Source organism: Pedobacter sp. BMA (genome assembly GCF_001027745.1).
GTDB lineage: Bacteria > Bacteroidota > Bacteroidia > Sphingobacteriales > Sphingobacteriaceae > Pedobacter.
Window position 1 is genome coordinate 415938 of the sequence record NZ_LECU01000002.1, and the last position, 26096, is coordinate 442033.

The following is a 26096-nucleotide window of genomic DNA, read 5'->3' on the forward strand; positions in this document are numbered from 1 at the left end:
TTTATAGGTTAATGGATTTGTTTCTGATATCGGTGGCGAGACTTGCTATACCTTTCTGCACACTCCCAAGCTTATCCGCATATTGCTGCACCAAAAGCTTTTCCTTTTCTTCGGTAGTATAGCAGAGATATTCTTCCAGACTTACCTCGGTCCGGTAGACCTGACTGTGCTGGCCACCAAGGGAGATGAATACTTCCTTATATTTTTTGGTTGGATCATTGTTCCGATTCATGGAAAGAATCTGGGATTTTTCCTTTTCGGTGAGCCCCAGCAATTCCTGGATATCATTGAACTTATTCTGATATTTGCTTTGATCGAGCAGGATCTTACAGTCCGAATTATTGATAATGGCCTGCTTCACTACAGGAGAAGAAATGATATCTTCTACCTCCTGAGTGACCACTACAGCCTCCCCAAAGAATTTTCTGACCGTTTTAAACAGATATTTGATATACTCTGCCATCCCCTCTTTGGCAATGGCTTTCCAACATTCTTCAATGAGAATCATCTTGCGGACACCTTTAAGTTTGCGCATCTTGGAAATAAATACCTCCATGATGATCAACGTCACCGCCGGAAAAAGAATCGGATGATCTTTTATGGCATCAAGTTCAAATACGATGAAGCGCTCAGAAAGCAGGTCCAGTTGCGCTGTTGCATTGAGCAGGTAATCAAATTCTCCTCCCCGGTAATAGGGCTTTAGCACATAGAGGAAACTGTTGATATCGAAATATTGCTCACGCACCTTGTTTTCTTCGAGTACCGAAAGATACTCCCCGGCAAGAAACTCATAGAATGAATTGAAGCAGGGGAAGATATCCGGATGGGCTTCCAGATGTTTAAAGTAAAGGGTCAAACCATTTGAAAATCCAACATATTCAGAACGGGAAAAGGTCTCTCCCTCTTTTTTGGAAAGCGCGAGCAAAAGTGTTTTAATGCTTTCCTTTTTTTCGGTATCCAGTACATCCCCAGCAGCTAAATAAAATGGATTAAAGGCAATCGGACTGGCTTCGCTGTAGCTGAAATAATATCCATCGACCAGATCACAAAGCCCTTTATAGCTATGCCCTACGTCAACTAAAAGCACATGGGTACCTTGCTCGTAATAGCTGCGCACCAAGTGGTTGGTGAAAAAGGACTTACCGGACCCGGAGGGCCCGAGAATAAACTTGTTTCGATTGGTGGTAAATCCCTTAGCAATGGGCTCATCAGAAATATCCACATGTACAGGCCGGCCTGACAGCCTTTCGCCCAGACGAACCCCGAAAGCTGACCTCGAATCCCGGTAATGACTTTCCATATTAAACAGGCAAGTGGCCTGCTCCAAAAAAGTATCAAAGGTATCGTTCATCGGAAAGTCCCCCTGATTGCCGGGAAATCCCGCAAACCAGATCTGAGCCTGGCCATCTGTTTCTCGTTTGGCAACCGCTTCAATGGCAGCCATGGCAGAAGACACCCGGTTCTTGATTTCATTTTGCTCCATAGCATCCTCTGACCAGGCCATGATGTTGATGTGTGATTTTATAGGCAACCTGCCCAGTGCGACCGCTTCATTGAGAAAGTCGTTGACTGCATCCCTTGAAATCGAATTTTCCCTTGAATAGCTGGAAAGGGATTGCAGGCGAAGCTTTTTAGCTTCCAGGCGTTTAATGGTTTTTTGGCTATCCCCAATGAACACATATTGATTGAGGATATGATTGCCTTTTAAAAGCTGGCCCAGCGGACTGGCAAAACCGACGCTAAATTTGGAGCGGTCTGTCGAGTAGGGTTCATAATTAATCCTGCTGCCGCAGAATGGCGGCAAATCCTCGGTATCGGCCAGGGTATAAATTTCCATTTTCTTCTCCCCTACAGAAATCCCGCCCTGCAAATTGATATCGCGGATAATCGGCATATCGCTTTCCCCTAACAAAAAGCAATACCGTTCTATAATGCCAGCTTTATTGGCTGTTCCGGCGAGATCATCATCGGATAACCTTTGAAGACTGACGAACCCGGAATCATGCAGGATACGTTCAAACTGTCCTGCTTTATCTAAAAAATCAGCTACCAGAACCGGATTGATCGTCTGGGTGGGAACTATCGATCTTCTCAGAATATTGCTCAGTGCAGAACTGGAAGGTATCCTGCCTGCTGGTTTTTTAGTCAAAAACACATAGCAGGTATGCTGCGTAAAGGGACGCTCATTAAAGAACCGTTCACTGGAGCGGGAAAGGAAGTTCTGCCCATTTTTCTCAAAATCTGCACGGAAACTTTCGGTTAAAAACCAGTCCTGTTTATGGAATATGCTATCTGGGGACAACACCTTGATTGCTTTTACCCATGCCTGATGATAGGCTTCATAGTCCCTATCAGATAGAGAAAAAATTTCAGGCAATGATGCTTTAAATCCTATGGTAATGTCCCCGCTATGAGAAAGGATGCAGCTGTGTTCTATTTTATAAATGGGCAGAATGTTGATGGCCTCTTTCATAAGATTATGTTTATTGATAATCGTGATATTTTAGTCTGGTGAAGATTCTTCTTGAAGAGAATCGAATATATTTTGGAAGACCTTTTTTGGCGATGTATTTCATGAGCCCATGTTCACCAAAGCGGTGGCTGAGGCGAAAGGTGGTGATGAACAATACACTGCCTAACAAGCCAATCAATGGGAGAACGATCAGCAGACTAAGGCCCGAGATGTATAGGATCGCAAAGGACAACAGCAGCAGCACGAGCCCGACGGCTAAATAAGCGATATATTGTGCCTTTAGTCCTTTAAAGACAATCGGCTTGGATACGCCCTTATTGATCTGATAAATGGTTGCCATAATTTCTAAGCTTTTTTGTGTCGATTATTTAATTTCCAAAACCCTTACCCGGCTATATCCCGAAAAAGGATTTGAGGACGGTAGCCACCACGACCAGAAATATGCAGCTACCAAACCAGGCCGCGGCGACCTTATTGGTATCGGATTCTCCGGCGTTCCATTTGTTGAAAACTTTGATCGCTCCGATAATGCCCACGACCGCACCGATTGCATACATCAGATCGCAGCCGGTATCGAAATACCCTTTAACCTTATTGGTTGCTTCCTGAATCCCGGCGTTCCCATCCTGGGCAAAGCAGGAAACTGAAAAGATATAATTGAGTGTCAGCCAGGCAACAGAGAACATTGCGGTTTTTAGAAGAACTTGTCGTTTAGCTTCTTTGAATGAGTTATTTTCCATGATAAAATTCGTTAAGTAAAATATTAGTTGATTAATCCCACAGGTATTCCAGTTCTTCCAGGGTAACTGCAAAAGGGGCATGGTCGCGGATGAACTCATTGATCTTGCCGATATTGGGATTGGAACCGATGCGTCCGTACTTCTCACTGATCATCGCGGCCAACGAGAAAAAGTCCTGCTTGGTGCCATCTTCTTTTTCGAGAATCCCAAATATTTCTTTCAGCTCCTGAATCACATCAGGCACCAGCCCCAGTTGATCTGATTTTAGATCTTCATCATTGTAAGCGGAATGATCACCAACAGAAAAACTCAATGCGCCCATACTTACCACTTCCAGTCCTTCGGGCATTTTGGATTTGCCCATAATTTCCTGCTCTGCCAGATCATCTTGTTTTTCAGCAGATCCCGCATCACCTAATGAAATTATAGGGGATTCAGCGGGCGAACAAGAGAGAAAGGCAATCGCATCTTTACGAAAGACGGTAAGCAGGAGCGCGAGATACCAGAGTGCGCTTAACACTGCGAAGAAAATGAGGAAAGTTGTCCAGGAAAATTGTTGTAACATAAATTTGAGATTTTCCGGCCTGCACCATTGCCGGCCTTTGTTGGTACAAATTTTAGGGATTGGCAAATTTTTGATTCAGTACTACCGCAGGTACTACCCAACGATTTTTTTAAAACCAAGCCTTAAAAGCCATAACGGCTTCTTTGATCCTCAGGAATCCAGGCATCGCTATCCTCAATTCGTTTCGATACCAGTTGTTGCATTTCATCTAGGTAACGGGTCTTGCTCATCGACTTTCGTCTTTTGATATCGGCGAAACGCTTGAAGTAACCGGAGATATTTACATGAAAAACCTGACCAAAAAATTCCATGAGTTCAGACAGGCTGATCTTGCCACCATTGACCTGATTGGTTTCATAAATCCCGTAAACCAGTTCCACCATATTTACCGCTTCTCCTGTCCACTTGAGATCTTTGAAAGCATTTTTGTGCATCGCCCCCTCTCCACCTTTTCGCATTTCAATTTCCTGTGTAAGCGATTCTTGAAGCTTTTCGTAGGCAATGAACTTAGAGAAAAGGTAATCTGCTACTGTTGAAAATGACGGATCCACATCGGGAACTTCAGCAAAACCTACCAGCTGGCTAACTCCATTTCTGGTAAAATACCGATCATCCAGATCAACGGCCCCAAGGCGGTAGTATTGAAAGATAAACTCATTCTGCCTGAAAAATCGGTTAATAAAACAGAGCTGGGATTCCAGATGCGCGATCTGCTTGTCCTTACCCAGAAGCGGCATGCTGGTCTCAATTACATAACGTTCGGTGATTAGAATCAATAATGAATAGATCTGAGGCTTTCCCTTCTTAAAAAAATAGATTTCCTCTTCTTCATCTGCAAAGCCACTCTTGGAGAGTTCGATCTTCAATTGAGCCAGCGCTTTTTGAACGAGCGCTAAACCACTCCTGAATTTCTCCAGTGAATTTTCAATGGAAGTACTTTCTTCAACTTGAAGCGAAACTTCCGCATACAGTTTTTCTGATAGTTTCTTTAGGTTCATGATCATACATTTTAGGTTAACGATTTGAGCAGCAGTCAATCAGAAATTGAAAGAAGAAATTTTTAAGGAGCCTGCTAAAACAAAAGCGAAAAAATTCCGTTAAAAAAGTATCTCCTTCCGACAGGACAATATTATTCAGGTAAATGCAATGAAAAGTTGATTTGTGACACAATCGACACTGCATGAAAAATCATTCTAGAAATGAGGCCGATCTATTAGAGACATTGGGCTTTATCATCCCGCTACCCGCACCCTTTCAGAAGCGCGTAAACGAAGAGGTTATCACCGAAACATTTAAACGAAAACACCTGTTGCTTAAGCCTGGTGAAATTGCCCGCAGGTTATACTTTATCAGGCATGGTTTCTTGCGTGCCTATTTCATTGACAGCAATGGTAAAGAATGTACCACATGGTTCATGGGAAAGGGCGATCTGATGATTTCGGTTTATAGTTTTTTTACCCAAAAACCCGCTTACGAGTATATAGAGGCACTTGAAGACTGTAAACTTCAATCACTGACCTGGAACCAGTTAAATAGTTATTACGCTGATTTTGAGGAAGGAAATCTGCTTGGCCGTATCGTTACCCAGAAGTACTATTTGCTAAGCGAAGAAAGGGCACTTTTCCTGCGCACCCAAACCCCGGAAAACCGGTATGAAATGCTGATTGAAAAATACCCTGATATCGAACAACAAACCACTCAAAGCAACATCGCTTCTTATCTTGGAATCAGCAGGGAAACCTTGTCCAGAATTCACCGAAAAAAACTGGGATTGTGTCACGTGACACAAAACGGCACCCAAAATTAGTATGGTTTTAAACCTCAAAATTCCGTTATGAAAACAAAACTTAAAATTCTCACCCTTTTCCTATTTACTTTTTCCGCTTGTAAGAAAGATAGCACAGAGAAAATAAACCCTTCCCCATCTCATAAAAATATTACCCTGACATTAGCAGATGCCAAGGCTTACATAGCGCAAGCGCAAAATGACCAAGCCAACCAAAGTTCTGTTATAAATGATTTGCAATTAGATTGGCAGACTACGACAAACACCATAATAAAGGATGGCAACATCTGGAAATTAACCCTTCCGGGCCGGCCACTATACCAAGGCGTTGAACAGGGTTACAGGCAGCTAGCTATAAAGAGAAACAGTAAAACCAAGGAAATTGAAGCCCGTGTTATAGAAGTTATACCGGACGCGATATACCTTCAGAAAGGAAATGTCCTAAATTCAAATTTTACGGGGCGGGTATTTGAGTACGACTTATCGTATAAACTAACAGGTGGTCAATTGTATCGTGATGGGAAACAAGTTGGAGAAATCGGGCCAAAAGAAAACTTTGAGCTGCAAAAACAAGGCGTACTAGGAGATTTGAATCCGTTGAAGGGTGCTCAGGGCAAACTGATGAAAATGCAGGTCATTGAAAGTTGCGCCTGGTATCAAGATAGCTACGTAGATGCCAATGGCGAATTCACAGTTCATTCCGAAAAGATTTGTAGTTACTCCTTTTATGATGATGGGATGAGTTTCTGGGGAGGCGGTGGCGGAGATTCCTATGGCGGAGAAAGTTCAGGAGGAGGAGGAGGTGGTGGCGGAGGAGGCTCACCTTCTACAAATCCAACACCTCCTACTCCCGTCCCATCCAACCTACCCGGAGAAAACAATAATAAAGTTGATCCAAAAAAAATGATGGAATGCTTTTCACAAATTACAAATCCAAATGCTGCGTTTGTGGTCAGGGTTTATGTGGTGGAGCCACAGCCAGGTACTTCTTTTAATGTTGGCGCAAATAGTTTCGGTCATGTTTCAATATCCCTGAGCAAAACAAGTGGCAGTACCACCATCACCCAAACAATAGGATTTTATCCAACAGGCTCCGGACTAGATAAGCTCGACTCAAAATCTCAAATTATTGACAATGGCTATGATGAGTACAACATCAGTTCAACCTATTACGTTAATAGTGAAAGCTTTGAAAAGATTATCAATTATGTGAGCAATCCACCACAACAATATCATTTTACTGATTTTAATTGCTCGGCTTTTGTATATGAAGCAGGTCAGGCTGGTGGCATTCCCATCCCAGACCCTACAACAATGATAGGCATCAGTGGACCGGGTGGTGCAGGCTATGCAAAAACGCCAGCAGGTATGGCAAGCGCTTTAAGAGAACAAAAATCAAGTAATCCAAATTCAGACATCAATCAAGGAGGTGGAAATATCCCTAAAAGTAACGGACCGTGTAACTAATTAAGACTATGAAAAAACGCAACAGGATAATTATAATTACAGTTGCTGTAATTATAATTTTAAGTAATACTCCTCCCATTCAATATTTCATTCAGGAAAGTTACCATTATCAAAATCGAGATGGTAGTTTTGAATTTACTGAGCAAGGTGGACCAACCCAAGGTTTTGATGTAACGAAGCGCAGATTTGAAGCATTTAAAACCGACAATCCCTCAAACCCTAATAAAACCCTCTATAGAACTTTCATCATTAAACCTTGGAGATTTTGGGAATGGTGGCAAATGATATTTAATCATGAGCGGTTTACTTTGCCATTTTACCCCAGGACAGTTAATAAATAAAATAGGAGCTCTAGATAAATGAATGATGGTCGCTTTGCTCTTCTCATCGAATGAATTCGAGAATTTTCCATTCTCAAAGTTTCCTGCCTTTTCAAAACCGAAGCTGTAAACAGTATGAATATTTCTTTCTATTTCAGTAACTAGGGATTCAATAAAAAACACTGTTCAGTCTAGCCCACTGTCAGTTGTAAAAAGATAAGAACCAGAGTCAGATTTGGTGAGTTTATATAGGGCTGACAAAATTAATGCCTTTTAATTTAGACAAATCTTTACCCTCACGAATTGCATTGATAACACATTTCTTATCTTCAATCATTTTGATCAAAGGATTTGGAATAGATTTTTGAACATCTTTACCCTCAACTATGTTTATATTGCGTAACATTATTATAAAATAATAATTATATATTATTATTAGCACAAACATCATGCTAATAATAACTATTACATAAATCCTTAAATAGTGTACCCATCTATTTTAGTAGTTGCAATTCTCTTCTTAAAGACTCAACTTCAATCTGTTTTTCTTTTAATTCTTTATAACAATCCTTTAACTCCTTGAGATGAGAAAGTATAGTTTTAGCATCCTCAGCCTCCCTGACCTTATATTTTTCAATAATTTGAACCAGATCATTATAACTCAATCTTCTATTTTCTACTTGCCCTAAATTGTTATCCTCTAGATACTGAGAAAATTCTGGGAATTCATTCTGAAAATAGTAATCTAAGATCTTTGCGTATTTGTATAGGACGTCAAAATCTAATTCGGACTGCAATTTATGCTTGTAAAATGTTGACTGAGTATAACCAGCCAATTTAGCAATTTTCGTTATGGTTAGATGATGACGCTTTGCTACTTCCGCTAAAATTTTTCCTCTGTGTTTTTTTGACATGCAATAATAGTATTGAAAATGCTATTGAACATTTCAAGATAATCAGAGTTATAACTGAAATAAAATATTGAATTTTACATAATTTTACGTCATAGATTAGTATATTTACGTCATAATACATCTTATTACATCGAATTATATATGATATTCGATGGTTTTATTGTTTTTTGCAACTATATGTCCTATTTAGAAAGTTCGAAAACTAAATTTAAAGGACAGTATTTTTTAATAACTTTGCAGTTCTAAATATACAATTAGGACTGCCAAACGAGCTTCGTTACTAAATCTGGTAAATTTATCCAAGCGAAGTAAGTACTGCATCGAAACCTTATACAGGCTATAGGGTACGGTGCTTGCTTATTTTTTACTTGGAGCCTCCCGCAAGGTTGGTCGGCCCACCAGAGCCATGTAGTAGAGGATAGTAAGTTGCCGTGCCCTATTGCCATAAAATAGACACGCTCTTCTCCTCCTTGGGGCTCATCAAAATATGATGAGCGATGGCAAAGGTTCAAAAAATTTTAGATTCAGAATTACTAATCCAATTAAAAAATGGAAACCATTCCGCATACACCGAAATTTACGACCGCTACTTTTATTTAATGTTCACTTTCGCTTACAAAAAGCTTAGGGATGAAGAACTTGCAAAAGACTTTGTTCAAGAACTTTTCATAACCTTATGGAACAAAAGAGAATCACTTTCCGAAAGGGGGAAACTGTCGTCTTACCTATACATATCTATCAGGAGCAGAATTCTTGATCATTTTGCACATCAAAAAGTAGAAAGTAAATATTTAGACTTCTTAAAAAGTTATCAAATTAAGACAAATGAGCAAACGGATCATTTGATAAGAGAGAAAGAACTGGGCAAATATATTGACAAAGAAATCCAAAGGCTTCCCAGAAAAATGAGGCAAGTTTTTGAACTTAGCAGAAAAGAAAATTTAAGTCATACCGAAATTGCTAAGAGATTAGAAATCACTGAAAACAACGTCTCGCAACACTTATCTAATGCTTTAAAAATCTTCCGAATTAAGCTTGGAAATATATTTCCGTTATTATTATAATTTTATTAAGAAAAAATTCTAAGATCAACATTTGCAAATCGTACTACGTCCAAATCAACTCGCTGAAATGGACAACGAACAAGCAAGGGAACTTTTAAGGAAGTACAATTCTGGTCAATGCAATGAATCTGAAAAGGCATTGATTGAGAAATCATTCTTTGCATTCAATGAACAATCAATTGAAATTTCCCGAAAAAAAATTAAAGCACTCAAAAGACAAGTTTCAAAAAGATTACCTATATCCAAATCACGTTCTTTAAAGGCTGTTATCACAATTTCGACTGCCGCAGCTGCCATTGCTTTCGCAATCTATATGTGTAACCCCCAACTAGAGAATAATATAAACAGAAGTCTGCGTATAGCAGAACAAATTTTCCCAAAAGGAAATACAGCATTGATCACGCTATCAAATGGAAAAACTATTGAGCTTGATCCAAATCAAAGTGAGGTAAAAATAGCCAACTCTGGATTAAGCTACAGTGATGGAACAAAAATAAAAATGAATTCCTTGGTGGAATCTCAAACCATTTCCACACCTAATGGTGGAGAATATAAGATAGTATTGTCCGACGGCACCAAAGTATGGCTAAACGCCGCTACTGTTTTACAATATCCTACCAGTTTTAGAGAGCGGACTGAACGTAGGGTAAAACTGGTCAGCGGCGAGGCCTACTTTGAAGTAGCGAAAGACAAAAACCACCCATTTATTGTTTCTTCCAAAAATCAAAATCTCACAGTTCTTGGAACTCATTTCAATATTAATACCTATGAGAAAAATGTTAGCACTACCCTTCTAGAAGGTTCAGTTAAACTAAATACTAAAAATGATTTTGCTTCCATCATATTGAAACCAGGAGAGAAATCCATAGCAGATGGCGAAAGTTTTAAAAAAACTGATGGCGATCTGGATTTGAATATGGCCTGGAAAAATGGTAAGATAAAGTTTAGGGATGCAGATTTAAAATCGATCTTAAATGAGGCAGAACGATGGTATGATATCAAAGTCGAGTACGAAAATAACATTCCAAACCTGTATTTGACGGGTGGAATCTCAAGGAAATCAGATCTATCAACACTGCTAAAGTTGTTAAAGATGAGCGGAGTAAATTTTTCATTGAATGAAAAAAAAGGAACTAAAATCTTGACAATAAAATCTTAACACACAATAAAAATACACTTTAACCCCAGATCGCCTATGTAGAAAATTTGAAATTTAATTTAGTTAATGATTCCAGATAAAAAAGCCGGAGGTGTTTTCGAAGAACACCACCGGCAAAGTCTGGCGCATTAATATCAAGGACTAACTCAACATTTTATCAACCAAACCAAACAAAAGTATGATTTTTTATCAACTGAGAAGAAAGCACCACCAAAAACATCTTTCTTCTCCTCCGCGGATCCAGTTTTCTGATCCGTGCTGGAGATACCTTAATAGTTTATTTAGCCGTTGCAATGTGCTTATCATGCTGCTAGCATTATTTTTTACTACTGAATCTAAAGCGCAAAATATTACTATCAACGCAAAACAGGTCACATTGAGGTCTGTGATGGATAAGATTGAGCAACAAAGTGGATATGATTTCTGGTACAATAAAAACACATTAAATGAAGAGCTCAAAATAGATATCGAAATAAAATCAGAATCATTAAGCGATGTTTTACGGAAAATATTTGAACCCAGGCAACTAGAATTTGAGATCATTGAAAAAACAATTTTTTTGAAACTTGTACAGAAAAAAAAACCTACAAATCCTACTGGCCCAACAAATAATGAAATACGAGGAATTGTAACGGACGAAAAAGGCGATCCAATTCCAAATGCAACTATAAAAATAAAGGGCTCAACCCTTGCAACGCTCGCAGATGATAAAGGTTTGTTCAAATTAGGCGAACTTCCAGAATCAGGCATATTGATAGCAACCTCATTAGGTTTTAAAGAGCAAGAATTTTCATTCTCTCAGCTTAACAAAAATGAATTAGTCATAGTATTAGTTGAATCTGAACGGATGCTTGAAGAGGTTAAGATCGTCAGTACCGGTTATCAGAATATCTCAAAAGAAAGAGCCACGGGAAGTTTTGTTCAGCCAAATAGAGACATGCTTGAGGCAAGAGTTGCACCAGACATTCTTAGTAAACTTGAAGGGATAACTAGTGGCCTTCTTTTTAATCGAAATACACTTTCAACTAATGCAGGGAAAAATGATCTATCGATTCGTGGCAGGAGTACTATATTCGCAAATGACCAACCATTAATCGTTGTCGATAATTTTCCGTTTAATGGTGACATAAATACAATTAACCCCAACGATGTAGAAACAATTACCGTATTGAAAGATGCTGCTGCTGCATCAATATGGGGAGTTAGAGCTGGTAATGGGGTAATTGTCATTACCACAAAGCGAGGCAAAGTTGGGCAGGATCTCAATATATCGATGAATGCTAATTTGACTACTTCAAAAATGGTCAACCCGTTTTATAATCCGAATTATCTTCCATCCTCAGAATATATTAATCTAGAAACATTTTTATTCAAAAATGGTAAATATGATGCGAGCATAAATGATGTCGTCAATTTTCCTGTCATTTCTCCTGTTGTCCAAATATTAAATCTTCAGCGCAATGGACAGTCATCCGATGAGACGGAGAGGCAGTTAAAGGCTTTGCGATCGAATGACTATCGCAATGAAGAACTGAAATATTTTTATAGAAATCCACTTTCACAACAATACCAACTTTCAATAAGCGGGGCAACCTCGAAAGCGACATATTATTTATCGACCGGTTACGATAAATTAAGATTTAACATCAAGGGAAATGACAATGATAGGTTGACAATAAACAGTCAAAATACCTTCCGTCCAATAAAAGACCTTGAAGTTCAAGCCGGGATTTACTACGTCCGCTCAAATTCACAGACTGATAATACTTTTGGGGCAGTATCTTCGGGTACAAACTTTTTACCATATTACAACCTAGCTAATGCCGATGGAATTCCATTAACTTTTGATAGAGATTATAGTAGCTCATTTAAACAGGCATCAATAGCGAGAGGTTTTCTGGATTGGATATATATACCGCTTAACGAGATTGGTCGTTTTCCCACAAACACGAAGAATAACGATCTCCGCCTAACAACAGGCCTCCAATACAGCATTCTCAACGGATTAAATGCCGAAATTAAATATCAATTTCAACAGATAGATAATACGGGGAGATTGCTAAATGGAATTGAGTCCTATCAGGCAAGAAATCTCATTAACCAGTACTCCATATTAACTGCAAATAAAGTGAATGGATACAATGTACCTATTGGCGGGGTACTAAATATTAATAATGGCAAAACCATTTCTAACAACATCAGAACCCAGCTCAATTTCCAGAGAGATTTCGCAAAAAATTCCATCTCTGCCTTGGTGGGATATGAACTTTCTGAATTTACCACCGATGCTTATGGGAATACCTATTATGGTTATAATGATGAACTAGGTACATTTGGTCAGGTCAATTCTGTCACCACAGTTAATTTAAATCCTTCTGGTACTGGAACTATTAATACCTATTCACCGATAACCGCTCGCCTTGACCGCTTCCGTTCTACTTTTGGAAATATAAGCTACAGCTATAATAATGTATACACTCTCTCTGCAAGTGCAAGAATCGATGGGTCAAATTATTTTGGAGTAAAAACAAATCAAAAGAACGTGCCATTGTGGTCAATTGGAGCGCTTTGGAATATAAATAAGGAGAAGTTTTACACATCAAGTCTGATTCCTAAACTGGTATTAAGAACTTCATATGGCTATAATGGAAACCTTGATAAAGGAAATACAGGTATAACTACTTTTAGATATAGTCCGAATGGTGCACTTTATACAAATCAAACTTATGCGAATATTGTCAGTATAGGAAATCCAGAGCTCCGCTGGGAAAAAATTGGTATTCTGAACATAGGGATTGATTTTATGTTGAAAGGAAACTTTCTCAGCGGAACAATTGAGTACTATCATAAAAAAGGAGAAGATATATTGGGCGATCGTGCTTTTGCTGCCAATACTGGAATAACAACGCAAAGGGGCAACTATTCGGATATGGTAGCGGATGGACTCGATTTTGCTATCAACTCCCAAAATCTAAAAGGCAAATTCGGATGGACTAGTTCCCTGTTATTTTCCTTTGTTAAGGATAAGGTAACCAAGTATGATGTAATCGACCCAAACAGCGTCAATTACGTTGGAGGAACTTTCAACAACAAGCCAATAATCGGTCGGCCAGTATTTGGTATCTACAGTTATCCTTCTGCTGGACTTGATCCTGCAAACGGAGACCCCCGTGGGTATCTTAATAGTGAAATTAGCAAAAACTATAGTTCTATAATTAACAGTGCAACGATTGATCAACTTGAGTATGATGGGCCTGCACGGCCAACTGTTTTTGGCGGTTTAAATAACAGGTTAACCTACAAAAACATAGCTCTATCATTCAACATAAGTTACAAACTCGGATATTATTTCAGAAGGTCGACGGTGAATTATTTCAATATGTACAATCGCGGACTGAGTATGAATATGAATAAAGATTTTATAGATCGATGGCAAAAGCCTGGTGATGAACATATTACAAATACCCCATCTATAGCGCCTTATAATGTGACGGCGTTAAGGGATCAATTTTATCAAGGAACAAATGCTACAGTTGAACCAGGCGATCATATTCGGTTGCAGGATGTTTCGTTAGCTTACACCTTGGACAAATCAAACTGGAAGAAAATTCCATTTGCACAAATTCAGTTATATGTATATGCAAATAATTTAGGCATTCTCTGGAGAAAAAGTGACTATGGGTTAGATCCCGATGTTGTTCCAACAATCAATAACAGACTTTTAAATCTAACACCCAAAAGTATTTCTTTTGGAATAAAAACTAACTTTTAACCGATATGAAATATCAAATAAACACTTTAGTAGCCGTTACGCTCCTCATAAATATCGTGATTTTTACTTCATGTAGAAAAGATTGGCTAGATATTAAGCCTGAAAAATCATTAGTTGTACCTACTACCATTAAAGACTTTCAGGCCCTATTGGACAATACCACACTTATTTTTAATTCTCAGGCGGGAGGCGCCGGAGAAATGTCAGCAGGAGACTTTTTCTTATTGAATGCATCATATTCTTCGCTGTTCAGCAGTGAAGAAAAGTCGGCCTTTATATGGTCTAACACGGAAAATTTTTATAATGGAGAACCAAGTGCAGATTGGGCAGGTGCATATAAGCGAATTTTAAACGCAAACATAATTTTGGAAGGTCTCGATAAAATATCTCCATCGCAAACTGAGCTATTAAGTTGGAACAATGCGAAGGGAAGCGCACTTTTCTTTCGTGCATTTGACTACTATAGCCTATCACAACAATATTGTAAACCTTACCTAGAGGCAACAGCATCCTCAGATCTTGGGATTCCGATTAGAACTGAGCCAAATGTTAACATCTCTGTAAGCAGAGGAAACCTGCAACAGACTTATGCACAGATTATCGACGATCTAAGGAAATCTATTTCATTACTTCCAATTGAACCATCAGTCAAAACAAGACCATCAAAACATGCTGCCTATTCAATGCTTTCAAGAATATATCTATCTATGGAATCTTATGATCAGGCTTTCCTCTATGCAGATTCTGCGCTGCAGGTCAGAAATACTCTTATGAATTTTTCTGCACTAAACGCGGCTGCAACATATCCTATAGCGAGGTTTAATACTGAGGTCATATTTCAGAGTACTTTCAGTTATGGTATTTTTGCAGCAAGTAGGTTGCTGGTTGACCCATTACTATTTTCATCATACGCTCTAAATGATTTACGAAGAACTATATATTTTACAAATGCATCTGGGGGGATGACCTATAAGGGAAGCTATAATGGAGATAAAAATTTATTCGGCGGTTTAACAATAGATGAACTATATTTAATTAGAGCCGAATGCTATGCTAGGAAAGGAAATAAGGATGACGCGCTCAAAGATCTTAATTATCTATTAAGAACAAGATGGCTTGGTACATTTCAAGACATAACAGCCACTACTCCTGATGATGCGCTGGGGAAAATATTAATAGAACGTAGAAAAGAATTGATATTTCGTGGAGTTAGGTGGTCAGATTTAAGAAGGCTGAATAGAGACTCAAGGTTTCGGTCAACACTTACAAGGACCGTAAATGGACAGACCTACACATTAGCTCCCCAAGACAGTAAGTATGTTTTGCCAATCGATGAAACTGAAATTAGACTTAGTGGGATTCAACAAAATATTAGATAATCATGAAAGGAAAATTTGAAAAGTTTATGGTTATCGCAATATTCATATTCACAGCGTCAACAACTTCGGCCCAGCAAAATTTCCTAAAATTAGGAGATACTTTACCAGAAATAGTCATTCCAAATATTTTAAATCACAAAACGAATTTGTCCAATACGGGCGATTTCAGGGGAAAACTTTTGATCCTTGACTTTTGGGGCACCTGGTGTGCTCCTTGCATTGCAAATATCCCTAAGATGGACAGTCTACAAAAGGAATTTGGAGATAAAGTTCAATTTTTGCCTATTACTGATGAACCTCTTGAAAGGGTTAAAAGGTTTGCGGATAACTACCTTTCTTTAAATGGCAAAAAGGTTATGACCGTGTATAATGACATAGCTATCAAGAAGATGTTCAACATAGGAGCTTTGCCATATTACGTGTGGATAGATGAAAATGGAAAGATTATTGCAAAAACAACTGATAAGGAGTTGACGGTAGAATTGATTAGTCAGGCGCTCAAAAAAAACACTAAGAACATTAATAGCCGGACAGATAGAAGTACGGCTAATATAGATTTAAAAAGACCCATCTTTAACGTTTCTTATTCAGAAATTGGTAGCACACAAAGTGTATCGACAGATAGTAATAGATTAAGCCAGACCACCGTTAGCAACTATATCCCCGGATTAAAAAGTCAAACACACTATGATGGTATTCATTACTTTTCGATGAATACTTCCGTAGCAAATCAATACACTCATATGTATGCAATGTTATACTACGGACAAATGACACCTAGTATATTAAGTAAGGGCAGAATAAGATATGAAATAACTGATGAAAGAAAGCTTGCCCGTTTGAAAAGTGATTCGCGTGGTCAAGAATATACTGACTTTTTAATCAAGAACGGGGCGTGCTATGAATTAATCTGGCCTAAATCTACCACACTTAATCGAAAGCAATTACTTAACTGGGTAAAATCAGACCTAGATCGAAACTTTGGTGACCCCCTTAAGATTGCCGTTAATATTGAAAAATTATTAGTTGATAGTTGTCTAGTTTTGGAAAGAATTGATCCAAAAATTAATATAAAATCTGTTGCCGTTGAGAGTAACGAAGAATTTGATAGGTACAGTTATAAATCATCCAACATTCCATTTTCCATTTTCTTCGAAAGGTTGTCTGGTTACTACCTTCAATTATCAGACATGCCCTTACTAGATCATACAGGGATTTCGGGAAATGTTGATCTGAACATTAAAGGCGACTTGAAAAACATCAGCGATTTAAATGGGCAACTAAAAAAATATGGTTTACGAATAGTCGTAAAATCTGCCGTAGCAGACGTCATAGTTTTTAAAGATTTATAATAAAAGGGGATTTTATTCCCCTTTTAATCTTTATTCAAAATGACCAGGTTCAAGTGTATCACTTTGTTGCGTTACCCCAGTTGTTGGAAGTGGTGTTCCGTCGGCAGTTGGACTTGGATTACTTCCTAAATCCCATTCCATGGAGCATAACGACCCTCCATTTTCGCAACGATCGCCAGAGAAATATTGATATCCGTTAGGATCGGACGCATTCGGATAATTAATTGCGTCAACTTTATAATATCTAATTACAGCTCGCTTATTTTTTGCTGTAAAAGCGCTACTACCCACTATCAGAGCAACTGCTGCGAAGCTCATGATCATTTTTTGAACTTTGTTCATAATTTTTAAAATTTAACTTTTGTGATTCTTTATTTAAGGTATTACTTAGACGAATGGCTATGATTGAAAGAAGGATAAATCCTATGTTAAACCAAAGATGTTCCGTCCAGGTTAATGTTTCGATGACACCCCCGCAATGACATGGAAGCTTACTCGCCCAGATCAACGCGATCAAAATATACATTGTAAAAATTATCATCACTCCTAAAAAGCACCAAAGTCCAATCTTTGCAGTTTCTGGTATTAATAATAGCACTGAAATCAGGAGCTCGACAATTGGGACTGTCCAACTAATGAAAAAGGCAAATTTTCCTATCAGTTCAACTCTAGCAATTCCATTCATAAACCGTTCATGGTCCATAATCTTTTCGTATGCCGTATAGGCGAAAAGCGAGGCGAGAATGATATTGATCAGTAAAACGAAAAATTCTTTTGTCTTTGGATCAATGCAAATTGAAATAACTTTAACTTTCAATGTTTTCATAATATACTTGATTGATTATTCATCGATGACGTGGTATCCGCCACAGGGAATCCTTGTTTCCCATTACATAATTTCACTCTTTGTCACAGCACTCCTTTCTGATTGATGCACACTTAATTGTTGCGCTAATCAAATTTCGGATGTATTCCTTAAAAGAATACTATACTATTGTTGCCAGTTAATGGAACCATTGTAACCAATTCAAGTCAGCTATTGGTTTTTGAAATACCTGTTAAGCCCATGATTTCTGATCCCAAGAAAAGAAGCGATATCTCTATGTCTAGCAATGTTAAAAAGTAATTTATGAAGTGAATAGAATAACTCGAAATGCTCCCATCTTCTTAAGCTTACCAAATCAGAAGTGTGTTGTTTTCGAAATCGATCATAGTACATCCTCAGTTTTTCTCCCAGAATATATACTTCAGGAAACTTCGACGTTAGGATGAGTAAATTTTCATAGCTGATTTCAACCAATGTGGTGTCGTGATATATTTCTACATCAATTTCCGAAGACTGCTTGCTAAAAAAACCATTATGAAACACGAAATCTCCTGTGAACCAAAACCAGGTAGTCTGCCCATGGCTCTGCTCTACATTTGGAGTCACTTCCCGAGCATATCCGGAGATGATGAAGTAGATTGACTGCTGCTCATCTCCAACATTCAAAATCTGTTGATTTTTTCTATACGATCGCTCATTTGCCAAGGGTCTTAGCGCATTAATTAGAGCGTCTGAGAGGTCATGTATTTCGGCAAGGGCGCACGTAAGAGCTTGATAATGTTCTTCCCGTACCATAAAAATAAAATTGTCTTTCGACTCGTCAATACAATGAAAGGGGGCATTGCCCCTTTCGTTGTGTCCTTGCTTCCGACGGCGAGGTAAAGAACTAAAGTCGAAATGATCTGTTAATTGATAATTTCTAATTGGCAATCTAAAGTGAGATGATCTTCAAATCAAAAATTTTATATAACAGGTATCAAATTTTATATAACAGGTACCAAAACAGTCAGTTTTTTGACCTTCTGAAAACCTGACCATTGTCTCCATTTCGGAGTATCACTTGCTAATTTAGAAGACATTTGCGATATTGTGATTCTCATCAAGCACTTAACTTTATGGAACTTAGCAGTATTATTATTGATGATGAGCCTCATGCTATTACCGATTTAAATGAGATCATCGAAGTAACACCAGATGTATTCGTCGAAAAAACATTCACAAATGTCAGCGATGCAATTCTCTTCTTAAGGGAAACAGGTAAGGTTAATGTTATTTTTTGCGATATAAGCATGCCTATTGTTGGAGGACTTGAAGCAGCGCCATTGTTAAATGAATATTGTGATTTCCTAGTCTATGTAACCGCACATAGATTCCATGGTCCCGAAACATATGAAGCTGATGCTTCAGGCTATTTAATGAAGCCGGTGAGATATGATAAATTTGTTAGACAGATAAAGGTTCTTAGCAAAGCGAAGGAAGATGAACAATTTGGGAAAGATGAAAAAGTTCTTTTTGTTAAGGGTGATGATAAGAATAGTATGCTCAAAATTTTTTATGACGATATTATTTACATTGAAGCATTGGAAAATTACATCAATATCCATACAACAAAAGGAGAAAAGATAACCTATATACAACTCAAAGGCCTTGAGCAAAAGCTGCTCAAGAAAGAAACTTTTTTTAGGGTGGCAAAGTCAACCATCATATCTGTTAATTTTTTAGAAAAGATAGAGGGCTATAGAGCCCTTATGACTGATGGGATGTACTTTAATATTGGTAAGGTTTACCGGCCAGCCATAAGGGAATTCATTAAAAAAAATAGGCTAAACTAACTAACGTATAGCGTTTGTAGATACAGTTACCGTGGTAAAAACAGAAGTTGTCGGGTCAGTCGAATTCTTTTTGTCGACGTTATTGGATTTCATAAATTTAAATACAGTACGCTTGATTAATACGGGGTGTTTGTGATTTTTCATGACTTTAGGTTTTAAGTAAAGTCCAATTGTACTTTAGGGATTTATGGCTAACATTTATATTATATATCATGTACCATTTATTATATAACAGCACTAAAAAGATGTATCTGGAGCCTGTGTTCCATATCGTATTCTGGGTAATTTTCATCTTAGGGGAAGTCATTGTTGCCACTTCCATTATTGATGCAAATAGACCGATCCTGCATTATGTGTTATATTATTTCCTTAATATTTCTTTGGTATATTTTCACATCTGGTGGTTACTTTATCATTTTGGCACCGGTAAAACTGGAATGAAATGGAAATACGTAGTGTTTTTTCTATTAGAATTGGCTATATACTTTTTATTAGCCTCTGGAATATCAAAAATCCTTGGAAACTTCACTGTTGATAGCTTCGTTAAGGCGAGTCTGCATTATAAATTCTTAATTCCAACTTTGTGGAGGGGCATTTATTTCTTGTTATTTGCTACTGCATACTATCTGCTAAAAAGAAACCTGATACAGAAAGAAACTGAGCTCAGATCGGAACTCGAAATTGAAAAACTAAAAAGCAAGTTGTTGATCTCCGAAAAGGAGTTTTTGCGAGCTCAGATCAATCCTCATCTTTTATTCAACACACTTACATTTATACGTACCGCAGCCAAGCATGATCCTGGGAACGCAAGGGAAGCAATATCATGTCTAGCGGATATAATGAGATATGCACTTAAAGAAAGTAAAGATGGATTTGTAGACTTAGCCAGTGAAGTTGAACAAATTGGCAATATGATCAAATTGAATCGTCTGCGTTTTGAAAATTACCTAAATCTGGAATACACTATAGATATTCAAGACGGGAATATAAAAATTATTCCTATCATACTTCTTACTTTGGTTGAAAATATTTTCAAGCATGGAAATGTACTTTCTAGTGATTGCCCGACTAAGATTATGATTACCAGCGATTCAAGTACGATAATCTTTCATTCCTCCAATCTTTCAGATCATCCAAATGCCGAGGAAACCAGCAAATTGGGTTTAAGTAACATCAGAGAGAGGCTCAAAACATCCTATCAGGACAACTTCACTTTCACACATTCATTACACCACAACCTATTTTTGGTTGATCTTAGGATTAACCTAAGGGAATACCAAAAAAAATCTATAGCAATATGACTCTCGAAGCAAGAAATTTAGTTACAATGATGATCAATGGTAATTTTGAAGACGAAGATGGGGCAAAAGAATCAATTGTCATTCAAGAGCTTAGGATAGCTGACAAACCTTCAGAAATTATAGAAATATGCAAAGGTGTCGAGCGCTCAGGAAGTTGGTATGCTATACCAACTTTGATGGCACTATTTAAGATTAAAGAACCGTACTCCTGCAAGATAGCAATCAGCAACGCACTAGACGGCATTCGTTCAAGGCTAGTCTGGGATCATGATTTTGTGGAAAGACTTTTTCATTTTGATTTTTGGAAAATCAACTGGAAAGCAAGCATGGAACGTTATTTAAGCTTTATCACCGTCATCTTAAATATTTCAAATAATGCTGACAATGAAACATTGGCTAACCACATCATTTGCGAAACCGACATTAATATAAGTCCGTATTCAACATTCGGCGAAATGAAAGTAGCTTGCCAAAATTGGCACTTTGAGAAAGATTTAAAAGAGGTAATTAGTAACGCTTTCCAAGAAGTTTCCTTCTTAGAATTGATTAGGGAAATGGATCTACCTGAATCTTTGGAAACCCAGTTCAAACGAGCAATAATGGGAATGAAAAGTGATTATTTGATCACTATATTACAACTTGGTGTACAATATAAAGAACTCCATATTGCTATATCGATGGCTCAGTGTTTAAATCATAAATGATAAATTTTCAAAACACGCATTCATGTTGTCGCAACATTTTTGAATTAACTAAACTTTTGAACAAACACTTTTCTATTTGGGACAGGCCATAGCTTTGCAATGGAAAAGCATTGCTTAATAGTATCTAAAGTGACATTGTGGTCTTAGGTTTTTCCTTGCTCTTCCCAGCCGCCTTCTTCTTCGATTTTATTCCATCGCTTACTTTATTAGATGCTTTACCTTTTCCAATATTGTTTTCTTTACTTTCAATTGCAACTTCTGATTTAAGCAAGTCATCAATCTGAGACTTTATATTTTCATAATTCTCTTTAATCTCATCTATACTTACCTGTTTAACAATAGGTATTGGTTTATACTGTTTTTCCTCTCTTGCTATTGCATCATGATCATTCTGGATTTCACAGTGAAACATTTTGAGGATGATCTTTTCTTCGGGATTGTCTGCAACCATTCCGACAAATTCCCCGGAAGAAAGAGATGAAATCTTGGAAGCTGGTATAGCGTAATCGAGTTGGGTACTTTGGGATATGGATATGTCACTGCTGTTAATACTTTTAGATTGCCGATCCTGCATTATTTTACCAAAAGTCTCGCTCAGCGTTTTGGCCGTACTACCAGTAACCTGACCTGCTATTATGTTCCCAACAATTCCGGTGATGACTTCAGATTGCTCCGCACCATAATCCTTTTTTAACTGACTAAAGTCCTGCACGGCTAAAGCCGTGGCTACCTTGTTACTACGGGCAGTTGCGATAAGGCTATCCATATTATTGAAAAATATTGTGGGAAATTCATCAAAAATCAGTGCGCTTTTCAATTTGCCTTTTTGGTTCACAAGTTTAATCATCCTGGAAATGTAAAGTGAAAGTACTGCGCCATAGACTTGCAGCTTTTGTGGATTATTGCCTACGCAGATGATTTTAGGCTCTTCAGGATTGTTCACATCGAGGGTGAAATCATTCCCACTCAAAACATAATACAATTGCGGCGAAGAAAGTCTTGCCAGCCCAATTTTTGCCGATGCAATTTGGCCCTCCAGTTGCGCCATCGCTTCATTCCGGTAGGCGCTAATGAACGGATTGATCAATACCTTTATTTCGTCCTCCTGCTGAAGCACATTAAAAAGTTGTTCGTAGTCGGCCTGCATTAGTTCAATCACATGTGGCAGTGTGCAGTATTTTCCATCCTTGTATTTTCTCAGGTACCAGATAATGGCGGTGAGGAAATTAATTGGGCTTTCTACAAAGAAGTCGCCCTGCTTTTTGATCCAATCGCGGTTCAAGCCCATCATTATGGTTCTGCTCGCTTCTGTGGCATCTGTAATATCGGTCATAGCGGCAGGATCAAGCGGATTGCAACGATGAGTACGGTTGAGGTCATCAAAATTTATCACGTAAAACTTCGGCTTAACTTTATACCGGCCAATATATTTGAGCAGGCAGTTATAAGCAATTACGGAAAGGTCGTCGTACTTAAAGTCATAAATAAACATGCTGAACCCCTTCCCGATTAGCTGGTCGATCAGGTGACGGATCACGAAATATGATTTTCCAGCCCCCGGTGTTCCTGCGACCAACAATCCCCGGAACAGATTAATGAGATTGATCCAGCTATCACGTATTTCGCCCTTATAATTGTATCTAGCAGGAAGGTTTACAGAATATTCGTTTTCGAGTAGCCTTTCTTCCTGGGGAAAGGTTTCATTTTCCGAATTGAATATGTCTTTTACCAAACTTTGCTTAATTCTTCTTGAAATCCAGGTACCTGCAGCCAAAATCAAAAGAAAGCCGATGATGGTTACCAGAGAATAAAGTCCAATCAATAATGAATCCGACCAAGGTAAATACAAAAAAAAGATGCCACAGAAATATAGCAATAGCCCTGCCCCCATGCATAGATAGATCTTTTTAAAGGATATGTTTTCATCTTTCCTTCCCTTTACACCAAGCAATGATATAGCAAGAAACAAGAGTGCAGCAAACTTAGCTAGCCACCAGCCATCAAAAATTGCAAGTCTAGCCAGCTGGCCCACTATCCGATCTGTAATCTCTGAATTCCATTCCCAGCTTTTAAACATCTGGAAAAACCGGATGTAAAAATGCATAGACAGTAGAAAAACACTGATCATTCTGCTTAAGTCGAGTATTTTTCTAAGCCCCTGAGTATCTTCACCAGTATTCATAATTTTATATGTTATTTGATAAATCCCTATTTTTTGAAACTGCTTTTTTCTTCTTCTTCTTTCTAATGCGCATCAATGGCGAGCCTGGATCCGAGACCGGTTTCTCAAACAAAAAGTGTAAAAGTCCATCTCCCGATGATTTATCATGATCATCTCCCAAAAATGAGGAATCCGGAGATTGATTAGTTCTGGTTTTGGTATTTCGGTTTGTAGGCTCCGATAATTGAGCTTCAGGTTTTTTCAATATTTCCAGGACTGCTTTTGCACTGAACTGTTTGCCAAGATCACTTCCATTAAATACGCACCTGGTATTGTGGTCGACATAGGTTAGTCCATATATTCTACCCTCGTTATTTTGCCGGTATATCAGTGAAATTCCCTTTTTCCCCAACCTGTCGATCAATTGTTTTGAGGTCGACCCATTTATCTTTTTAACCTGCTCAAGGATAATGTGTTTCAACGATTCAGCATGATTTTTCCTTTTTTCAAGGTTTAATTTGAACTTACTTTCAATCTTTGTTAATATCGGATTCCCTGCAAATGAACTGGCCTTAAAAGGTATACCGATACGCACACCGTCAGAATCCAAAATCGAATAAACAAGCCCCTTTTTTGCAAACATTACTGAATCTTCTGGTCCACGGTCAGCAATAACATTGAAGCATTTTAGTATTGCATTATATTCTGAAAACGAGGTAAACTTATAACTTCTCAATACGGCCGTGACTACATTATAAATTGATCTTTTGGTTTGTTTCTCTCCATAATTAGCCATGTCAATGTTAATTGGCGTGATTTGCAGTTCTTTGCCATGGCCCTCAGCTCTAATGAGATTATATTTCATCTCGAGCTCCTTTCTAGTCTTTTCTGATAGTACTTTACCAATATTGTGAAGATCAATCCTGGTCGAATCCGCTTTCACATTGGTAGTGACAATATGAATGTGCGGATGGTTCGCATCTTCATGCTTATACACCAGAAAAGGCTGCTCACCAAACCCGATCCCATTCATATACTCCACTGCTAAAATTTGCATTTTTTCTATTGCCAGGATTTCAGTCGGATCGAAGTTGAGCATAATGTGGACTGCGTTAGTTTTCACTCTGCTGTTAAGCTTAGTTAAATGCTCAAACCTTGCTACCTTATGCCGAAGCTCTAGTTGTTCAATGTCCAACCCGAACTTGCTGGCAAGGATAGGTGTTGCCGTTCCAATATTAACTTTGGATTCATTGTAATTGATTAGTCCCCGGATGCTGCTCCCAGTTAATATCCTCGCAACCATTTCATTGACATTTTAGTTACCAGTTCCAATAACCTATCTACCTTTTGACCAACATTTTTATATAGGTCGCTGGTCCGCATAAAATAAAAAGACCGTTGCGCCTCATTTTCCGATGTATGGAAATGCCGGGTTTGCTGATTGATATTTATCCCAATTGACCGAAGTTCTTTCCGTATGGAAGCAAGTTCTTCCATTGGTGCATTCATGGTAATATCCCTGGTCAACATGAGGATTTTTTCCTTTGACAGAATATTTCTTGCAACCTCTCCTATCGATTGACAATTGCTATGCAGCAGAATTTTTTCCAATCGTTTATAGGTATTTTCATTGACCCTGATAATGATAGGATGAGTCAAAAGCTGCTCCGGAGTTTTGGATTTCTTCCTTGGCATAATCTTGCTTTTTAATTTGATTTCAGCATTTTCGAGTTTCGAGAAAATGCCCGACCTCAAGGGCGCAAGATTTTTTTGTGTATACAAAAATACATCTTGCAAAACACCTGCGTGGTTAAAGTATTCCTGTAGGTCACTCGAATTTGTGGGTATTTACTTTTGTTGGTGCACTGAGAAACTAGGCTTTTCGATTGCACTTTCCGGTAAGGGGATATTGGCAATTGTCTTACGCAGGTTCAGTCTTAATTCCCGGTAATAAACAGTCGAGCCAGGCTTGGTTCTTGGTCTTGGGGCAAACACTTTTTTCTGTCTGATCATAATCAAAGATTTAAAAAGCAAAAGTGATGGGTTAAGAAATGGGAAAGTGGTACTTCCGAACGTAATGTCGTTATTTTATGACGTGACCCGATGGCACGATCTGTCTATCTTTTATATTAGATATAGAAAAATAAAGCTAACCTAAATCAGGATTAACTGTACTAAACCTATTTCCAATTTATCAATATCTTTAAGCGTTGTAATGATTACTTTTTCGTTGTAATTGGAGATCTTGCATATCTCTAGAGCTGAATTATTCTATTAATTA

26 protein-coding genes are annotated in these 26096 nt (G+C 38.1%); 11 read left to right on the plus strand and 15 right to left on the minus strand.

Going from position 1 to position 26096, the window contains the following annotated elements; translation table 11 throughout:
* Position 1 precedes the first annotated feature (1 nt).
* The 5 genes from AB669_RS04210 to AB669_RS04230 all read right to left on the minus strand — a co-directional run bounded on the left by AB669_RS04210 (position 2) and on the right by AB669_RS04230 (position 4776).
* Positions 2 to 2473 (minus strand): TraG family conjugative transposon ATPase, encoded by a 2472-nt coding sequence (locus AB669_RS04210; RefSeq protein WP_047798019.1) that lies wholly within the window; start codon positions 2471 to 2473, stop codon positions 2 to 4.
* 10 nt (positions 2474 to 2483) lie between these two features.
* Positions 2484 to 2813 (minus strand): DUF4133 domain-containing protein, encoded by a 330-nt coding sequence (locus tag AB669_RS04215; protein ID WP_047798020.1) that lies wholly within the window; start codon positions 2811 to 2813, stop codon positions 2484 to 2486.
* A gap of 52 nt (positions 2814 to 2865) precedes the next feature.
* Positions 2866 to 3159, minus strand: a complete 294-nt coding sequence (locus AB669_RS04220; protein ID WP_047798098.1) for a DUF4134 domain-containing protein — start codon at positions 3157 to 3159, stop codon at positions 2866 to 2868.
* A gap of 85 nt (positions 3160 to 3244) precedes the next feature.
* Positions 3245 to 3844, minus strand: coding sequence for a hypothetical protein (locus tag AB669_RS04225; RefSeq protein ID WP_156166659.1), 600 nt, complete (start codon positions 3842 to 3844; stop codon positions 3245 to 3247).
* A gap of 56 nt (positions 3845 to 3900) precedes the next feature.
* Complete coding sequence (locus tag AB669_RS04230; protein WP_197082342.1) at positions 3901 to 4776, minus strand: RteC domain-containing protein; 876 nt, start codon at positions 4774 to 4776, stop codon at positions 3901 to 3903.
* A 182-nt stretch (positions 4777 to 4958) separates the two neighbouring features.
* Between AB669_RS04230 and AB669_RS04235 the strand changes: the two genes are divergently transcribed.
* From AB669_RS04235 to AB669_RS04245, 3 genes are read left to right on the plus strand one after another with little or no spacing between them, the layout of a single operon-like run.
* On the plus strand, positions 4959 to 5585 hold the full coding sequence (locus AB669_RS04235; protein ID WP_053058253.1) for a Crp/Fnr family transcriptional regulator: 627 nt from the start codon (positions 4959 to 4961) through the stop codon (positions 5583 to 5585).
* Positions 5586 to 5612: 27 nt separating this feature from the next.
* On the plus strand, positions 5613 to 7031 hold the full coding sequence (locus AB669_RS22305; RefSeq protein ID WP_047798023.1) for a hypothetical protein: 1419 nt from the start codon (positions 5613 to 5615) through the stop codon (positions 7029 to 7031).
* A gap of 8 nt (positions 7032 to 7039) precedes the next feature.
* Complete coding sequence (locus AB669_RS04245; protein ID WP_047798024.1) at positions 7040 to 7372, plus strand: hypothetical protein; 333 nt, start codon at positions 7040 to 7042, stop codon at positions 7370 to 7372.
* Positions 7373 to 7595: 223 nt separating this feature from the next.
* On the opposite strand, the gene AB669_RS04250 is transcribed toward AB669_RS04245, so the two are convergent.
* Both AB669_RS04250 and AB669_RS04255 read right to left on the minus strand, forming a co-directional pair.
* A complete protein-coding gene (locus AB669_RS04250; protein ID WP_156166660.1) occupies positions 7596 to 7757 on the minus strand; it encodes a hypothetical protein in 162 nt (53 codons plus the stop codon).
* 88 nt (positions 7758 to 7845) lie between these two features.
* Positions 7846 to 8265, minus strand: a complete 420-nt coding sequence (locus tag AB669_RS04255; RefSeq protein WP_047798026.1) for a hypothetical protein — start codon at positions 8263 to 8265, stop codon at positions 7846 to 7848.
* A gap of 497 nt (positions 8266 to 8762) precedes the next feature.
* Between AB669_RS04255 and AB669_RS04260 the strand changes: the two genes are divergently transcribed.
* The 5 genes from AB669_RS04260 to AB669_RS04280 all read left to right on the plus strand — a co-directional run bounded on the left by AB669_RS04260 (position 8763) and on the right by AB669_RS04280 (position 16991).
* Positions 8763 to 9329: an RNA polymerase sigma factor gene (locus AB669_RS04260; RefSeq protein ID WP_047798027.1), complete on the plus strand. Its 567-nt coding sequence runs from the start codon at positions 8763 to 8765 to the stop codon at positions 9327 to 9329.
* Positions 9330 to 9360: 31 nt separating this feature from the next.
* The gene (locus AB669_RS04265) at positions 9361 to 10488 is read left to right on the plus strand and encodes a FecR family protein (RefSeq protein WP_156166661.1); all 1128 of its coding nucleotides are present in this window, start codon (positions 9361 to 9363) and stop codon (positions 10486 to 10488) included.
* Positions 10489 to 10792: 304 nt separating this feature from the next.
* Entirely contained in the window at positions 10793 to 14260 is a 3468-nt protein-coding gene (locus AB669_RS04270) for a SusC/RagA family TonB-linked outer membrane protein (RefSeq protein WP_053058255.1), read from the plus strand.
* Between the two features lie 5 nt (positions 14261 to 14265).
* Positions 14266 to 15639, plus strand: a complete 1374-nt coding sequence (locus tag AB669_RS04275) for a RagB/SusD family nutrient uptake outer membrane protein (RefSeq protein ID WP_047798028.1) — start codon at positions 14266 to 14268, stop codon at positions 15637 to 15639.
* Positions 15640 to 15641: 2 nt separating this feature from the next.
* Positions 15642 to 16991 (plus strand): TlpA disulfide reductase family protein, encoded by a 1350-nt coding sequence (locus AB669_RS04280; protein ID WP_047798029.1) that lies wholly within the window; start codon positions 15642 to 15644, stop codon positions 16989 to 16991.
* Between the two features lie 30 nt (positions 16992 to 17021).
* Here AB669_RS04280 and AB669_RS04285 read toward each other — a convergent pair whose 3' ends face one another.
* The 3 genes from AB669_RS04285 to AB669_RS04295 all read right to left on the minus strand — a co-directional run bounded on the left by AB669_RS04285 (position 17022) and on the right by AB669_RS04295 (position 18612).
* Positions 17022 to 17309, minus strand: a complete 288-nt coding sequence (locus AB669_RS04285) for a hypothetical protein (protein ID WP_047798030.1) — start codon at positions 17307 to 17309, stop codon at positions 17022 to 17024.
* Positions 17275 to 17817, minus strand: a complete 543-nt coding sequence (locus tag AB669_RS04290) for a MauE/DoxX family redox-associated membrane protein (protein ID WP_053058256.1) — start codon at positions 17815 to 17817, stop codon at positions 17275 to 17277. The genes AB669_RS04285 and AB669_RS04290 overlap by 35 nt, the downstream gene beginning before the upstream one ends.
* A 210-nt stretch (positions 17818 to 18027) precedes the next feature.
* Positions 18028 to 18612, minus strand: a complete 585-nt coding sequence (locus AB669_RS04295; RefSeq protein ID WP_047798031.1) for a Crp/Fnr family transcriptional regulator — start codon at positions 18610 to 18612, stop codon at positions 18028 to 18030.
* Between the two features lie 320 nt (positions 18613 to 18932).
* On the opposite strand from AB669_RS04295, the gene AB669_RS04300 reads away from it, so the two are divergent.
* Positions 18933 to 19649, plus strand: coding sequence for a LytTR family DNA-binding domain-containing protein (locus tag AB669_RS04300; RefSeq protein ID WP_047798032.1), 717 nt, complete (start codon positions 18933 to 18935; stop codon positions 19647 to 19649).
* Here AB669_RS04300 and AB669_RS22060 read toward each other — a convergent pair whose 3' ends face one another.
* On the minus strand, positions 19650 to 19793 hold the full coding sequence (locus AB669_RS22060; protein ID WP_156166663.1) for a hypothetical protein: 144 nt from the start codon (positions 19791 to 19793) through the stop codon (positions 19650 to 19652).
* Positions 19794 to 20086: 293 nt separating this feature from the next.
* On the opposite strand from AB669_RS22060, the gene AB669_RS04305 reads away from it, so the two are divergent.
* Together AB669_RS04305 and AB669_RS04310 are read left to right on the plus strand one after the other, a co-directional pair.
* Complete coding sequence (locus tag AB669_RS04305) at positions 20087 to 20950, plus strand: sensor histidine kinase (protein WP_197082344.1); 864 nt, start codon at positions 20087 to 20089, stop codon at positions 20948 to 20950.
* Positions 20947 to 21654 (plus strand): hypothetical protein, encoded by a 708-nt coding sequence (locus AB669_RS04310; protein ID WP_047798034.1) that lies wholly within the window; start codon positions 20947 to 20949, stop codon positions 21652 to 21654. Before AB669_RS04305 ends, AB669_RS04310 begins: the two co-directional genes overlap by 4 nt.
* Positions 21655 to 21778: 124 nt before the next feature.
* Here the strand turns inward: AB669_RS04310 and mobC are convergent, their stop codons facing one another.
* From mobC to AB669_RS22065, 4 genes are all read right to left on the minus strand, one after another.
* The gene (mobC, locus tag AB669_RS04315; RefSeq protein ID WP_047798035.1) at positions 21779 to 23836 is read right to left on the minus strand and encodes a conjugal transfer protein MobC; all 2058 of its coding nucleotides are present in this window, start codon (positions 23834 to 23836) and stop codon (positions 21779 to 21781) included.
* Between the two features lie 4 nt (positions 23837 to 23840).
* Complete coding sequence (locus AB669_RS04320; protein WP_047798036.1) at positions 23841 to 25118, minus strand: relaxase/mobilization nuclease domain-containing protein; 1278 nt, start codon at positions 25116 to 25118, stop codon at positions 23841 to 23843.
* A complete protein-coding gene (locus tag AB669_RS04325; protein WP_047798103.1) occupies positions 25100 to 25510 on the minus strand; it encodes a hypothetical protein in 411 nt (136 codons plus the stop codon). Before AB669_RS04325 ends, AB669_RS04320 begins: the two co-directional genes overlap by 19 nt.
* 153 nt (positions 25511 to 25663) lie before the next feature.
* The gene (locus tag AB669_RS22065; RefSeq protein WP_156166664.1) at positions 25664 to 25828 is read right to left on the minus strand and encodes a hypothetical protein; all 165 of its coding nucleotides are present in this window, start codon (positions 25826 to 25828) and stop codon (positions 25664 to 25666) included.
* Positions 25829 to 26096: the final 268 nt, after the last annotated feature.

Coding starts and splice junctions, on each gene's coding strand:
- AB669_RS04210 (WP_047798019.1), bottom strand. CDS start 2,473: ATGAAAGAGGCCATCAACATTCTGCCCATTTATAAAATAGAACACAGC.
- AB669_RS04215 (WP_047798020.1), bottom strand. CDS start 2,813: ATGGCAACCATTTATCAGATCAATAAGGGCGTATCCAAGCCGATTGTC.
- AB669_RS04220 (WP_047798098.1), bottom strand. CDS start 3,159: ATGTTCTCTGTTGCCTGGCTGACACTCAATTATATCTTTTCAGTTTCC.
- AB669_RS04230 (WP_197082342.1), bottom strand. CDS start 4,776: ATGAACCTAAAGAAACTATCAGAAAAACTGTATGCGGAAGTTTCGCTT.
- AB669_RS04235 (WP_053058253.1), top strand. CDS start 4,959: ATGAAAAATCATTCTAGAAATGAGGCCGATCTATTAGAGACATTGGGC.
- AB669_RS22305 (WP_047798023.1), top strand. CDS start 5,613: ATGAAAACAAAACTTAAAATTCTCACCCTTTTCCTATTTACTTTTTCC.
- AB669_RS04245 (WP_047798024.1), top strand. CDS start 7,040: ATGAAAAAACGCAACAGGATAATTATAATTACAGTTGCTGTAATTATA.
- AB669_RS04250 (WP_156166660.1), bottom strand. CDS start 7,757: ATGTTACGCAATATAAACATAGTTGAGGGTAAAGATGTTCAAAAATCT.
- AB669_RS04255 (WP_047798026.1), bottom strand. CDS start 8,265: ATGTCAAAAAAACACAGAGGAAAAATTTTAGCGGAAGTAGCAAAGCGT.
- AB669_RS04260 (WP_047798027.1), top strand. CDS start 8,763: ATGGCAAAGGTTCAAAAAATTTTAGATTCAGAATTACTAATCCAATTA.
- AB669_RS04270 (WP_053058255.1), top strand. CDS start 10,793: ATGCTGCTAGCATTATTTTTTACTACTGAATCTAAAGCGCAAAATATT.
- AB669_RS04275 (WP_047798028.1), top strand. CDS start 14,266: ATGAAATATCAAATAAACACTTTAGTAGCCGTTACGCTCCTCATAAAT.
- AB669_RS04280 (WP_047798029.1), top strand. CDS start 15,642: ATGAAAGGAAAATTTGAAAAGTTTATGGTTATCGCAATATTCATATTC.
- AB669_RS04285 (WP_047798030.1), bottom strand. CDS start 17,309: ATGAGCTTCGCAGCAGTTGCTCTGATAGTGGGTAGTAGCGCTTTTACA.
- AB669_RS04290 (WP_053058256.1), bottom strand. CDS start 17,817: ATGAAAACATTGAAAGTTAAAGTTATTTCAATTTGCATTGATCCAAAG.
- AB669_RS04295 (WP_047798031.1), bottom strand. CDS start 18,612: ATGGTACGGGAAGAACATTATCAAGCTCTTACGTGCGCCCTTGCCGAA.
- AB669_RS04300 (WP_047798032.1), top strand. CDS start 18,933: ATGGAACTTAGCAGTATTATTATTGATGATGAGCCTCATGCTATTACC.
- AB669_RS22060 (WP_156166663.1), bottom strand. CDS start 19,793: ATGAAAAATCACAAACACCCCGTATTAATCAAGCGTACTGTATTTAAA.
- AB669_RS04305 (WP_197082344.1), top strand. CDS start 20,087: ATGAAATGGAAATACGTAGTGTTTTTTCTATTAGAATTGGCTATATAC.
- AB669_RS04310 (WP_047798034.1), top strand. CDS start 20,947: ATGACTCTCGAAGCAAGAAATTTAGTTACAATGATGATCAATGGTAAT.
- mobC (WP_047798035.1), bottom strand. CDS start 23,836: ATGAATACTGGTGAAGATACTCAGGGGCTTAGAAAAATACTCGACTTA.
- AB669_RS04320 (WP_047798036.1), bottom strand. CDS start 25,118: ATGGTTGCGAGGATATTAACTGGGAGCAGCATCCGGGGACTAATCAAT.
- AB669_RS04325 (WP_047798103.1), bottom strand. CDS start 25,510: ATGCCAAGGAAGAAATCCAAAACTCCGGAGCAGCTTTTGACTCATCCT.
- AB669_RS22065 (WP_156166664.1), bottom strand. CDS start 25,828: ATGATCAGACAGAAAAAAGTGTTTGCCCCAAGACCAAGAACCAAGCCT.